At 39.8% G+C, this 11,413-nt stretch carries 20 protein-coding genes; 7 read left to right on the forward strand and 13 right to left on the reverse strand.

What is annotated here, in order from left to right; genetic code table 11:
• A partial coding sequence (locus HN459_06380) for a hypothetical protein (GenBank protein MBT3479075.1) occupies positions 1-219 on the forward strand: 219 nt, incomplete at its 5' end.
• A gap of 11 nt (positions 220-230) precedes the next feature.
• On the opposite strand, the gene HN459_06385 is transcribed toward HN459_06380, so the two are convergent.
• A complete protein-coding gene (locus tag HN459_06385; protein ID MBT3479076.1) occupies positions 231-545 on the reverse strand; it encodes a type II toxin-antitoxin system RelE/ParE family toxin in 315 nt (104 codons plus the stop codon).
• The gene (locus HN459_06390; GenBank protein MBT3479077.1) at positions 502-738 is read right to left on the reverse strand and encodes a hypothetical protein; all 237 of its coding nucleotides are present in this window, start codon (positions 736-738) and stop codon (positions 502-504) included. Before HN459_06390 ends, HN459_06385 begins: the two co-directional genes overlap by 44 nt.
• 223 nt (positions 739-961) lie before the next feature.
• Between HN459_06390 and HN459_06395 the strand changes: the two genes are divergently transcribed.
• Both HN459_06395 and HN459_06400 read left to right on the forward strand, forming a co-directional pair.
• Complete coding sequence (locus HN459_06395; GenBank protein MBT3479078.1) at positions 962-1,255, forward strand: type II toxin-antitoxin system HigB family toxin; 294 nt, start codon at positions 962-964, stop codon at positions 1,253-1,255.
• A 2-nt stretch (positions 1,256-1,257) separates the two neighbouring features.
• Complete coding sequence (locus tag HN459_06400) at positions 1,258-1,608, forward strand: transcriptional regulator (protein ID MBT3479079.1); 351 nt, start codon at positions 1,258-1,260, stop codon at positions 1,606-1,608.
• 99 nt (positions 1,609-1,707) lie between these two features.
• On the opposite strand, the gene HN459_06405 is transcribed toward HN459_06400, so the two are convergent.
• Positions 1,708-2,028 carry a YbjQ family protein gene (locus HN459_06405; protein MBT3479080.1) on the reverse strand — a complete coding sequence of 107 codons (321 nt, stop codon included), beginning with the start codon at positions 2,026-2,028 and terminating at the stop codon, positions 1,708-1,710.
• A complete protein-coding gene (locus HN459_06410) occupies positions 2,025-2,243 on the reverse strand; it encodes a hypothetical protein (GenBank protein ID MBT3479081.1) in 219 nt (72 codons plus the stop codon). Before HN459_06410 ends, HN459_06405 begins: the two co-directional genes overlap by 4 nt.
• 105 nt (positions 2,244-2,348) lie before the next feature.
• Between HN459_06410 and HN459_06415 the strand changes: the two genes are divergently transcribed.
• The 4 genes from HN459_06415 to HN459_06430 all read left to right on the forward strand — a co-directional run bounded on the left by HN459_06415 (position 2,349) and on the right by HN459_06430 (position 4,241).
• Positions 2,349-3,011 carry an MBL fold metallo-hydrolase gene (locus tag HN459_06415; GenBank protein ID MBT3479082.1) on the forward strand — a complete coding sequence of 221 codons (663 nt, stop codon included), beginning with the start codon at positions 2,349-2,351 and terminating at the stop codon, positions 3,009-3,011.
• A gap of 12 nt (positions 3,012-3,023) precedes the next feature.
• Complete coding sequence (locus tag HN459_06420) at positions 3,024-3,341, forward strand: hypothetical protein (protein ID MBT3479083.1); 318 nt, start codon at positions 3,024-3,026, stop codon at positions 3,339-3,341.
• 119 nt (positions 3,342-3,460) lie between these two features.
• A complete protein-coding gene (locus HN459_06425; protein MBT3479084.1) occupies positions 3,461-3,613 on the forward strand; it encodes a hypothetical protein in 153 nt (50 codons plus the stop codon).
• The gene (locus HN459_06430) at positions 3,591-4,241 is read left to right on the forward strand and encodes a hypothetical protein (GenBank protein MBT3479085.1); all 651 of its coding nucleotides are present in this window, start codon (positions 3,591-3,593) and stop codon (positions 4,239-4,241) included. The genes HN459_06425 and HN459_06430 overlap by 23 nt, the downstream gene beginning before the upstream one ends.
• 85 nt (positions 4,242-4,326) lie before the next feature.
• Here the strand turns inward: HN459_06430 and HN459_06435 are convergent, their stop codons facing one another.
• The 9 genes from HN459_06435 to HN459_06475 all read right to left on the reverse strand — a co-directional run.
• On the reverse strand, positions 4,327-5,160 hold the full coding sequence (locus tag HN459_06435) for an EamA family transporter (protein MBT3479086.1): 834 nt from the start codon (positions 5,158-5,160) through the stop codon (positions 4,327-4,329).
• 12 nt (positions 5,161-5,172) lie between these two features.
• Entirely contained in the window at positions 5,173-5,658 is a 486-nt protein-coding gene (locus HN459_06440) for a DUF4442 domain-containing protein (GenBank protein MBT3479087.1), read from the reverse strand.
• A gap of 2 nt (positions 5,659-5,660) precedes the next feature.
• A complete protein-coding gene (locus HN459_06445) occupies positions 5,661-6,125 on the reverse strand; it encodes a cupin domain-containing protein (protein ID MBT3479088.1) in 465 nt (154 codons plus the stop codon).
• A 19-nt stretch (positions 6,126-6,144) separates the two neighbouring features.
• On the reverse strand, positions 6,145-6,882 hold the full coding sequence (locus tag HN459_06450; GenBank protein MBT3479089.1) for an alpha/beta hydrolase: 738 nt from the start codon (positions 6,880-6,882) through the stop codon (positions 6,145-6,147).
• A gap of 52 nt (positions 6,883-6,934) precedes the next feature.
• The gene (locus HN459_06455; protein MBT3479090.1) at positions 6,935-7,585 is read right to left on the reverse strand and encodes a hypothetical protein; all 651 of its coding nucleotides are present in this window, start codon (positions 7,583-7,585) and stop codon (positions 6,935-6,937) included.
• 43 nt (positions 7,586-7,628) lie between these two features.
• Positions 7,629-8,882, reverse strand: coding sequence for an FAD-dependent oxidoreductase (locus tag HN459_06460; protein MBT3479091.1), 1,254 nt, complete (start codon positions 8,880-8,882; stop codon positions 7,629-7,631).
• Entirely contained in the window at positions 8,883-9,884 is a 1,002-nt protein-coding gene (locus HN459_06465; protein MBT3479092.1) for a 4-hydroxyproline epimerase, read from the reverse strand.
• A gap of 18 nt (positions 9,885-9,902) precedes the next feature.
• On the reverse strand, positions 9,903-10,559 hold the full coding sequence (locus HN459_06470) for a GntR family transcriptional regulator (protein MBT3479093.1): 657 nt from the start codon (positions 10,557-10,559) through the stop codon (positions 9,903-9,905).
• A partial coding sequence (locus tag HN459_06475; protein MBT3479094.1) for an aldehyde dehydrogenase family protein occupies positions 10,538-11,413 on the reverse strand: 876 nt, incomplete at its 5' end. The genes HN459_06475 and HN459_06470, both read right to left, overlap by 22 nt.

An 11,413-nucleotide genomic window follows, 5' to 3' on the forward strand; every position in this document is an offset into this window, starting at 1 on the left:
AAACTCACCGGCGCCCGTGAGGATGCGTTTCGAAATCCTAATAAAATATACGGCAGGCTGGCCGCTTTGGGGAGTGACTTAACAAGGTATGGGGCGGACTTTCGTCCTACCAATCAACAAGTTGAAGTATATAAAATATTATCTGATCGGCTTAATAAACAACAAGCCGCATTTAAATTATTGCTTGAGGACTATTATTGGAATGCGGAGAAAAAATAGAAACAATGTTATTAACCGGGGTACTTTTTTAAATCCCGATAGAAATTCTCGTGCGATCCAATCATAATCAATGTTCGCGTTTCCGGGTCATATGTATTGGCTAATAAAAACAAGTCTGTTTTTATTTTAAATTTGTGAACAAACACTTCTGATAAAGCACCATGTTTTCTATTCCCAATCGTCGGATCAATCACAATGGCCTTTATCTCCCGATCGAGTTCTTTTTTGTGATGTTTAAAAAGTTTTTTTGACTGCCGTTTGAATAAAGGCGTCTGAAAGACTTTAATCTTCGGATTCGCCAAAATGATATTCTTCCAGTTCTCCATTTTGTGCTTGAGCAAGACCCAGCATAATATTTCTGATCATTTCATAGGTTAAGTCTGGATTCTCTACAGCGATTTGACCAATCTTTGCCCAATATTCCACTTGCTTAGGCACGGACCGATGTTCAACCTCGGCCACTGTCCGTGCAGCGGCTACCAGATCTTTATTTAGTTTTAATGCTATTTGACTCATAATAATACTCTTTTTAGTTCCCTTATATTAACAACTATAGGTTGTTATATGCAACCTTATACAACCTTTTACCCCTTAATCGCTGTCACAAAATTATCCGGTGTTAAAATAGCAATTTCACTTTTTTTAAAATCTTTTATATTCCTTGTTATTATTGCATCAATTTTACCTTAAGTTATACTTGTTCCCAATATGGGAACTTTTGTAATTTTATAACACTCAAATAATGAGAATTATAGCAATAAAAACATTAAAAGAATTTTGGAAAGAATATCATGACGCTGAGGATTCCCTTAGAGCATGGTATTCAGAAGTAAAAGCGGCAAAATGGAAGACACCAAATGATATTAAAGAGAAATATAGATCGGTCAGTATTATGGCAAATAACAGGGCGGTGTTTAATATTGCAGGGAATAAATACAGATTAATTGTTGCAATTAAATATGAATTCCAAATTGTATATATACGATTTATTGGGACTCATAAACAGTATGATAAAATAAATGCGAAAGAGATTTAGAGATGCCAATTAAACCCATTAAAAATGAAAAAGATTATGAATCAGCATTGCGTCAAGTCGATGAACTGTGGGATTCCAAAATGGGATCTCCCGAAGGAGATATCCTTGAAGTTTTGACAATACTGATTGAAAATTATGAAAAAGAAAATTATAATATATTGCCCCCAAGTCCAATAGATGCAATTGTGTTTCGAATGGAACAACTTGGAATGAAGCAAAAAGATTTAGGTGTTTTAATCGGTGGTCCTAATAGAGCATCAGAATTGTTACATGGGAAAAGAAAATTGACAGTAAAAATGATAAATACGCTGTGTGAAAAATTAAATATACCAGCTGAGTCATTACTGGGATAATATTGAAAATAGTTTAAAAAATGTATAAACGCATAGCTATGTGTCTTTATACAAAATATTTAACTTTGCGTCCCGATAAATGGGGACGCAAGAATTTAATTACTTCCGCCCCAACTTCACCGCCGTACCATAAACCAACAATTCAGCCGTTCCTGATAAAATCATAGATGTTTGAAAGCGGACACCCACCACTGCATCAGCACCAAGTTCTTTCGCTTTATCCTTCATCCGCATAAGGGACTGCTCACGGGATTCAGCTAACATTCCTGTGTATTCTTTAATTTCACCGCCGATAATGGTGCGCAGCCCGGCCATTATATCCTGCCCAACATGACGGGCACGAATCGTATTTCCGATTACCGTTCCCAGATGTTCTGTGATATAATATCCCGCAACTGTTTCGGTTGTGGCCACGATCATTTGTCGATTCCTCGGAATGGTTCATCTTTGGCATCATCACGATTTTCTTTAATAAACCGTAATGCCAAAACAACTCCTCCGGCTAAAAGTAAAACAGTTCCCAGCCCAAGGAGGAAATCGCTGAGGATGAAACCGATAATTGCATTAATAAATTTGAGCGCCAGGATTACTGCGCCTGCAATGATTAAATACATTCCGATTTGTTTGGTTTCCATAATCACTCCCAATTTCTTATTTATAATCAGTCAATATTACATATAGAAAATTGTTCCAAAAAGACAATCCTTTCCCATGAAAAAGTGAATTAAATTCCTATCCTAATGCCTGAAACAGATTATTCAGTTCGATCTTTCAAGGGTGGGTATGACGATAACCTCACTTACCTTGTTACCTGCATCCGTACGGGAAACCAATTTCTGGTGGATGCATCCGTGCCCCTAAAACAAATACTGCCCTTTGTGAGCAAAAAAGGCTTAATCGTCCTATTTATCACTCACAGTCATGGCGACCATATTGCATATGTGGATGAATATGTGGACGCCTTTCCCAACCTTGTAACCATGATTTATAAAGATTCGGAAGACAAGGTTAAGTCCACTCTGAAACGTCCAGTGAAGCATGGAGATATTGTAACAGTTGGACAACTGAGTTTAGAGGTGCTTCATACGCCGGGCCATTATCCCGATTCAGTCTGTTATTTATTGGATGAAATTCTATTCACCGGTGATACTCTTTTTGTAGGTCGTACCGGTAGAACTGTCAGTAGCGGCAGTGATACACGCCAGTTATATCGATCGGTTTATGATAAAATTTTGGATTTACCGAAAAACACGATTATTTATCCCGGGCACGATTATGGCCCTAAAATGACCATTTCTATTGATGAGAATATTGCCATCAGTCCACTGCTCAAGGCTGAAGATGAAGATGATTTTGTACAGCGCATGGCGGAATATGAAGATGAGCGCACTTTTGGATCTTAACCCACGGAGGAAATGATGAAACGATATATTACAGGCCTAATCACAGGCGGTTTACTTACTGCCGCTTTATTCACGTTAATTGGGGCGACCCAAGCCCAGGATGACAGCTTGGTGACCATTATGGAAGAACTAGATACTTATGTCCAGGATCAACTTGGCAAGGATAAATCGGCTGGACGTTTCCAGCTTCAATCCTTTCAAATTGAACGGACCCACTGGCATTACATGCTGGATACTGCCACAGGAGAGCTGTATCGCCTGGAGCCCAGTCGCAGCCCGGGAAATGCCAAATGGGTTTTGACGGCAGAATCCAACTTCAATAATAACTGATGAAAAATCTGAATATTAGAAAATGGCTTTTTATTGCAACCCTGAGTATACTTCTAACATCCTGTGACAGGGATAACAAATGCAACAATTGCGGAGATGTTTTTGGTGGGTTTATTTTTATGAAAGTGACTGCTAGCGATATAGCCAAATATGAAGGATTAGCACAGTTGAATGGTATAGATGTTGGCGTTTGCATTCGGGCTTACATCCTTGAAGAAGAACTGAATTTAAATACCGTATCTATAGCTGATGATTGTTGTTGTGAATACTAAATTAATTACACACACATTCTCAACTTCGGAACAACCGACCAAAGCTATCATATTTATCCATGGTTGGACAGGAAATGAGCATGTCTTTGAACCTGTGGCAAAGAGGATGCAGATTGAGAAGGTGAAGTGGTTCTTCCCAAGGGCACCATACGAGTCGGATACAGGAAAGGGATTTACATGGTTCAGCGGTAGTGATGAAAAAGGATGGGACCTAGAAAAAACTTGGATCGGCATGCAGCAACTTTTGACTGATGTTCAATCTGAAGGTTTTTCACCGAAAAATATATTTCTTATGGGCTTTTCTCAAGGTGCCAGTCTTTCAATGGAAATTGCCCTACGTTTACCTTTCGCTCTTGGTGGAATAATTCCCATTGCCGGTTTTATCAAATTCATAGATATTTTAAAAACTGATGCAACTGAACAAAGTAAAGGTACGCCCGTCTTACTTCTCCATGGAAACCGTGATGAAATAATACCATCTAAAGCTAGCGAAAAAGCATTTGATTTTTTTGAAAAGCGCGGCAACCCTGTCCATTTGGAGATCTATAATGCAGGCCATAAAATATCCATGAAAACTGCTCCATTGATTCAAAATTTTATTTCAGGTTCATTAAAGAAGTTCAGTTAAGTTTGGAGCGAATAAAAACAAATTAACCGTGGTGGTTACAATATCAAAGTTTAGGGTATTGTATTTTAAAAAAAGTTGCAGCCAATCATTTTCTTTTTCTATACTTAAAATAACTCCGCCCAAGCGATCCGCTTAAAACCATTGCACCGCCTACAAAAGTCCACGGCCCAATCGTTTCTCCTACGAACAGAAATACCCATATTGGATTTAATACAGGTTCAATCATGCCAATTAAAATGGCATCAATTGCCGGTAAATGTTTTAGGACCAACGTATATAATACATAAGGTATTCCCAGTTGAAATACTCCAAGAAGAGCCAATATCAACCAATCGGAAATCTGTGTATGGGGAATTGCTTTGACTATAAATGGTGTACAAATAAGGGCTGTCACCAAATTCCCCAACAATACAATTTCGAAGGCGGATGATTCCTTTTGTTTGCGGACAATTACTGTAACAAGAGCTAAACAAACGCCCGCCCCCAAGGCCATAATGTTTCCCCAAAATCCGTAGAAGGACAATTCATCCATGAAAAACAATCCCATGCCAAAAAAAATGATAGCCATGGCAAAAATATCAAACTTTGTTACCCGCTCATTCAACATATAATAACCAAAGATGACCACATAAATCGGTGCCGTAAATTCTAGAAAAATCGCATTGGCGGCAGTGGTAAGCTTCATCGATGCCACATACAACATGACCATCCCGCAGTAAGCCAAAGCGCCAATAATGGTTTCCTTATCACGATTAAACTTGGGGCGACGGATATAAATTAGAAAAACAATGGCAGCAACTAAACTTCGGGCGCCGGTAATGGCCACAGGATGCATATCCACAAGTTTGATGAAAACGCCACCAGAACTCCATAGGATTGCCGCCAGAATTAGTATCAAATGGGCGGTAGAAGATTTCAAAAAATTATTGCGTTAAACTTTTTCTTTCATGGATAAAGTTATGGTGAATTTAGCCACTGGCTCATTGCCAAATTTATCCGGAACCGTGGCAATCACCGAAACGGGAAGATTTACACGTTCTCCTGATTGAATCGTTTGTTCCACGGCAGATTCAATCGCTTTTCCTTCATTACAAATGAAATGAACATTTCCTTCGGAGCGCTTATAAAAATCACATTTTAAATCTTTAAAAATAAGAATCACATTGCGCTTCGATTCCCGGATCTTTAACATGGCTGTAAATCCTGTTACCATATCAACACCAACCACCATGGCCCCAATATACATTGATCTAACATGGTTTCTTGTTCGTCTATCCAAGGGCATAAAAAGCGTTACTCCATCCTCTGTTATATTAAAAATTTTCGGACGGCAATAATGGATCAGTCTTACTTTAGTCCATGAAAAATACCATAGATAAAGATTATACTTAAATTGTTCCATCCTTGTTAAAGCCATAATTACTCTGCTTCCCTTTGGGCTCTGATCTTTTTGTTAAGTTCAATCACTTTTTTATTACCCTCGTACCAAGGTGGGAGATTCTCCCAATCGGGAATACCATCATCAATCAAGGTTGAAGTGCTACCTTTCCGAGGAAATCCTTCTACTGGTAAGCCGCCCAAGATTAAACACACCAATTCAGATTCATCATCAGCTTTGAGACAGCGCCGTGCAATTGCATCCACTTTAACAATGTCACCGGGAACTAAGGCAATGTTTTCACCATCGATGTAAATGATACCTTTCCCACCCAAAACTACATACACTTCTTCTTGTTTTTCGTGCTGATGAATAAATGTATATCCTCTACCCGCAGGAATTCGAGCAAAGCCCATAGCTACTCCTTTCAGGTCTAAATCATCCCTTAAAAGATTTAACCAAGGGTCCAGATTCTCAAAATCATAATTGTTCTTTTTGTAATTCATACATTTGTTCCCTTTCTGTTTATTCAGATTTAAAATATTGATTCATGACCCAAGTGATAGACCAATTATGTCCCAGTCGTTTACCGTTGGAAAAAGTTGGTGGAAGCTGAACCACTTTACTTCCCCTAATCTCTATCCGTTGAGGATTCACATCCATATTTTTAAAAGCACCATCCTGTTTATGGTCCGTCCGCCATTGAATCAGATTATTGGTTAATGTCAAATTATCGAAACGAGGATAATCCGGACAGTTTGTTTCCAATCGAGTATGCCCCGCCAAGGGCGCCGCCAATGAATGTATATCCATCGTTACTCTAAATCCATCATCCGCCAAATTTGTAACGATGACTCCGCCATAACTGTGGCCAAACAAATTGATATGTTTGATTTTCTTATTTGTTAAAATGAGTGAATCAATGGCTACCTTGAGTTTCTCGCTGGCGGTGTCGGGACAATTATTCCAGTCCCAACGATAGTAAAAAGTTTGTTGAGCGGATTCAGCCATTTTCCGCAGGGCATAGACCCATTCATAGCCGTTTGAGCCATAACCATGGACGGCAATATAAATAGTGTCATATTTTGCATTTTCAATCTGTACACGATGCAATCCCATGGGTTTTGACTGGAGCGTTTTTCCTGTACTTTTCAATTCCTCACCCATCTGGAGGCCATTATAAGGTATTCCTTCTACGGTATTCTGAGCCCATCCTAGTGAAAGGAATAAAACGAGTAAAAAATATGTGATCGGTTTCATCATGTGGTTTCGGATTGAAAATTCAAATAGAATTTACATTCCATTGGGATCCACGTTAGAAATTATATTCGAAAAATACTGTTAGAAAATTGCCGCCGCCCTGGGTGCGGTTAAACAATTCTAATGATTTGTAAATTCCTGATCGATGTGAATCGGCAATACCAACCGTTAATTGATTCAACTCCGGTCGGCCAATTATATCACCTACGTTCATATCGAAACCGACATTAATATAATTCATCAATTGAGATTGGCGGTCACTCAAACGTGTTGTTTCACGTCCTTCAACATAAGGCACTAACTCTGACCAGGATAACCCTTCCCCAATAAACCATCGAATGGGAAATCCTTTATAATTGGTATTATAATGGGCTGTAAAAAATAGATTGTACTGATTGTGGTTTGGTTGAAACCCATTCTCATTATGGCGGATATATCCGAGACGAATACTCCAGTCTATGGGGTATTCTTTCCAATTTTGGTGAAAAACTCTGCTTAGGTCAATTCCACGAATACCGGTATGATGGTATTCTCGACGAAAATCTCCGTAGGTAAGAATGGCCATAAGTGGCCGGCGTGCTGCATACCCGCCATAAATACGGACAGCCCATGGATTGTTAGACTGGGCATTAATATTATAAAGTTGGGAATTATTTTCCCAAGAAGGGGATAAAAGCGATAAAGATGTAATAACCCATAAAATCATGATATATAGAATTTAGGGGTAATTGAATAAAAAGTGAAATGAATCAGAAACGGTTTGGATTTAACATGGTTGTGTCAAATCCCAAGTCTTCTCCTTTTACAATTTTATCTACTAGATGGCCGGTGATTAGCGATAGGCTGATCCCCAACATTGCATGGCCGGTCGCTGCTATCAAATTTGGATATTGGGTGAAAGGGCCAATGTAAGGCAAACCATCGGCGGAGAGGGGGCGCAACCCAACCCACGGTTCCAATTTTTCAGTCCATGATAATTCGTATTCCGGATAATAATTTTTAACTGCTTTTAACATGGCTTTCATTTTTCGATTGTTTATTTTTTGGTCCGAATCTGTTATAGTCATTGTGCCTCCAAATCGCCAGCTGGACCCTATGGGTGTTGAAGCAATTCTTGCTTCAATCAAAATGGCAGGAAGTATCGGTTTTTTACGGGGCGATTCCATAGTTACGCTGTAACCTTTCCCCGCCATCATTGGCATTTTCAAATTAATTGATTTAATTAGCTTAGATGACATTGACCCTGCAGCTAAAACAAAATGATTTCCTTCCCATTTCCCTTGAGAGGTATTAACTGATACAATTTTACCCTTATCTTGCACAAAGGAAGCGACGGATGTATTGTGGTGAAATTCCACACCCTTTTCTTTAAGATTTTTTTGTATCACCTCCAGAAATTTTACTGGGTTGATGTGGCAATCGAGAGGGTAATGAACACCACCTGAGACTGTTGTTTTCATTCCAGATTCAACAGATTTTACACCTTTGGAATCCATATCTACTGCCACCATATCTAATTCCCGGGCCATGGCAGATACGGCAAATTCTTCCTCTAAAGCTTTCTCACCAGCACATAACATGAGGATGCCATTTAATTCCAATCCAAAATTCATTTCTTGCCCCAATTCTAAATAAAGTGAACGACTGGCCAAACCCAATTCTCGGAAAATTCGCGCCCCTTTTTTTACATGATTAAGGTTTGCTGCCTTTCGGAATTTCCATAGCCATGATAACATTTCTATAGATGGTTTAAATTCAATGGAAAAAGGGCTTTCCGGATCAAGAAGCCATTTGATACCCTGTTTAATAACCCCTGGCGCAGCCAATGGAACGATGTGACTGGGGACAATCATTCCAGCATTTCCCCAGGAACAGGATGATTTTTTATCTGGAGATCCACTATCTAAAACAGTAACGCTATAACCGGAACGATTGAGGTAATAGGCACATGATAATCCCACAGCTCCACCGCCGATTATAATTACATCCGATTTGGTGGACATTTAAATTACTTGAAATCCATGGGCATAAGGATCATCATCATCAATCGTAATGGTGCTGGTACCAGTAATCTTAGCCCACCCTTCTATACTAGGAATAATAGCATCATAATCACCCACTTTTGTAACACCTTCTATTCGGCCCACAAACTGGCTGCCGATAATACTTTCATGAATAAATTTATCTTCTTCATTCAGTTTTCCTTTGGTAGCCCATTGGGCCATTCGGGAGGAAGTTCCTGTGCCGCAAGGGGAACGGTCAATCGCTTTGTCTCCATAAAAAACAGCATTCCGAGCGTTGGAATTTTCTTGAGTTGGCTTGCCCGTCCAAAGGATGTGACTACAGCCATTGATGCGCTCATCTTCCGGATGAACAAATGAATAATACTCATTGATATTGGTTCGAATTTCCCGACTCATTTCCACCAATTCTCCGGCCGTATAATCGGCCATATCTTTGAAATTTTCTTGGGAATCAATAATGGCATAAAAATTTCCGCCATAAGCCACGTCCACTTTAATCATTCCCAATTTTGATGATTCTACTTCAATATCATTAGAATGAAGAAATGATGGCACATTTACGAGTTTTACGGATTTTACTTTGTCACCTTCCATAGTATAGGTCGCCTTAATCTTTCCTGCCGGCGTTTCGAGAATGATTTCACCTTCCTTCTTTGGGGTAACCAGCCCAGATTCAATCAGAATTGTGACAGTACCAATGGTGCCATGACCACACATGGGTAAGCATCCACTAGTTTCGATAAACAAAACTCCAATATCATATTCATCAGAAACGGGATCATATAAAATACTGCCGGACATCATATCATGCCCTCGAGGTTCAAACATAAGTCCCGTGCGAATCCAATCGTATTCATTAAGGAAATGCTCACGTTTATCCAGCATTGTTTTACCTTTTAGATTAGGACCGCCAGATTTCACCAACCGTACGGGATTCCCACAAGTATGGGCATCAATACATTCAAATATGTGTTTAGGCATTTTTTATAGAATTCTTTGTTAGACCAATTCTAAGGCTTTTCGGGTGAATTCTACCAGATAATCTACTAATTCATTCGTAGCAGAAATTGCACCATCTTCATCCCCATCCGCCACAGCACGCATAAGTTTTTCATGGAGGATAGCGGTCCGTTTCAGATCATCATGAATTTTGTAATAGGACCAAAATCGCCGACAGTGAATGTGTAATGGAATGAGTGCTTTGGATGCAAACTCATTACGGCTGGCCCTATCCAGCAATATATCAAATTCATGATCCAATTTGAGGTATGCTTCAATATCGCCATTTTGTGCGGCAACCTCCATCTGTTCTGCCAATCCTCGAAATGTGGACCGTTGTTCTTCTGTCGCTCGGCGGGCAGCCCGGGATGCAATCAACTCATCTAATACTCTCCTGGTTTCCAGGATTGCAAGTTGACGGTTAAAATCAATCTCAGTAATCTTAACCCCCATGCGGGGAATCATTTCTACCAAACCATGGCCAGCCATTTTTTGGAGTGCTTCTCGCAATGGTGTACGACCTAATTCAACCTCCCGTGCTAATTGCCCCTCCGAATAAATTTCACCTGGCGCTAAAGTCAGGTTTACAAGTTTTTCCTCTAATGCCTCATAAGCCAATTGTGATTGAGATAAACTCAAATAGAATCCTTTAGCCATTGATGATCAACCATTCGCCAAATATCTAACGGATTCTTATTTTTCAATTCATCTGGTAACTGTTCATCGGGCCAACTCTGGTAGGCTACAGGGCGGACAAAGCGTTTGATTGCTGCCGTTCCAACTGATGTAAATCGAGAATCGGAGGAAGCGGGATAAGGACCACCGTGTTGCATGGATGGGCATACTTCCACACCAGTAGGCACCCCATTAAATATGATACGTCCCACTTTATTTTCCATCAAGTCAATGGCAGATTTAAATGAAGAGAATTCAGATTCATCTCCAATAATTGACCCTGTTAATTGGCCATCCAATATTTGGAGAATTTCACACAATTCAGTTATATCTTTGCATTTCACCACTAGGCTGTAAGGGCCAAATATTTCTTCTCCTAATTTTGGATTATCCAGAAATGTGTCACCGGAGACAGAAGCTAATGTGGGTCGGCCCCTATTCGGATCATTGGATTTTTCTGCCCGTGTTTCAACCTTTACCCCTTTTTGATTTAATGCTGATTCCAATTCTGAATAAAAAGAATTGGCAATTTTATCACTAAGCATTACACCACCATCAATACCACTTAAGGATTGTCCCAGTTCTCCCATAAAAGTATCTAATGAATCACCTTCGAGCGCCAAGATTAATCCCGGGTTAGTGCAGAATTGTCCCACCCCCATGGTAATGGATCCCGCCATGAGTCCCGCCGTTTGGCTGTTTAGAGCACTCGGTAATAGCAGAACTGGATTTATGCTACCCATTTCCGCAAAAAATGGAATAGGATTCTTCCGCTGATTGGCAATATTATAAAGAATTCTCCCGGCCGTTTGAGAACCGGTGAATCCTGCCGCTTT

The organism is Candidatus Neomarinimicrobiota bacterium (assembly GCA_018647265.1).
Lineage (GTDB): Bacteria > Fidelibacterota > Marinisomatia > Marinisomatales > TCS55 > TCS55.

Coding starts and splice junctions, on each gene's coding strand:
- HN459_06385 (MBT3479076.1), bottom strand. CDS start 545: ATGGAGAACTGGAAGAATATCATTTTGGCGAATCCGAAGATTAAAGTC.
- HN459_06395 (MBT3479078.1), top strand. CDS start 962: ATGAGAATTATAGCAATAAAAACATTAAAAGAATTTTGGAAAGAATAT.
- HN459_06400 (MBT3479079.1), top strand. CDS start 1,258: ATGCCAATTAAACCCATTAAAAATGAAAAAGATTATGAATCAGCATTG.
- HN459_06405 (MBT3479080.1), bottom strand. CDS start 2,028: ATGATCGTGGCCACAACCGAAACAGTTGCGGGATATTATATCACAGAA.
- HN459_06410 (MBT3479081.1), bottom strand. CDS start 2,243: ATGGAAACCAAACAAATCGGAATGTATTTAATCATTGCAGGCGCAGTA.
- HN459_06415 (MBT3479082.1), top strand. CDS start 2,349: ATGCCTGAAACAGATTATTCAGTTCGATCTTTCAAGGGTGGGTATGAC.
- HN459_06420 (MBT3479083.1), top strand. CDS start 3,024: ATGATGAAACGATATATTACAGGCCTAATCACAGGCGGTTTACTTACT.
- HN459_06425 (MBT3479084.1), top strand. CDS start 3,461: ATGAAAGTGACTGCTAGCGATATAGCCAAATATGAAGGATTAGCACAG.
- HN459_06430 (MBT3479085.1), top strand. CDS start 3,591: ATGATTGTTGTTGTGAATACTAAATTAATTACACACACATTCTCAACT.
- HN459_06440 (MBT3479087.1), bottom strand. CDS start 5,658: ATGGCTTTAACAAGGATGGAACAATTTAAGTATAATCTTTATCTATGG.
- HN459_06445 (MBT3479088.1), bottom strand. CDS start 6,125: ATGAATTACAAAAAGAACAATTATGATTTTGAGAATCTGGACCCTTGG.
- HN459_06450 (MBT3479089.1), bottom strand. CDS start 6,882: ATGATGAAACCGATCACATATTTTTTACTCGTTTTATTCCTTTCACTA.
- HN459_06455 (MBT3479090.1), bottom strand. CDS start 7,585: ATGATTTTATGGGTTATTACATCTTTATCGCTTTTATCCCCTTCTTGG.
- HN459_06460 (MBT3479091.1), bottom strand. CDS start 8,882: ATGTCCACCAAATCGGATGTAATTATAATCGGCGGTGGAGCTGTGGGA.
- HN459_06465 (MBT3479092.1), bottom strand. CDS start 9,884: ATGCCTAAACACATATTTGAATGTATTGATGCCCATACTTGTGGGAAT.
- HN459_06470 (MBT3479093.1), bottom strand. CDS start 10,559: ATGGCTAAAGGATTCTATTTGAGTTTATCTCAATCACAATTGGCTTAT.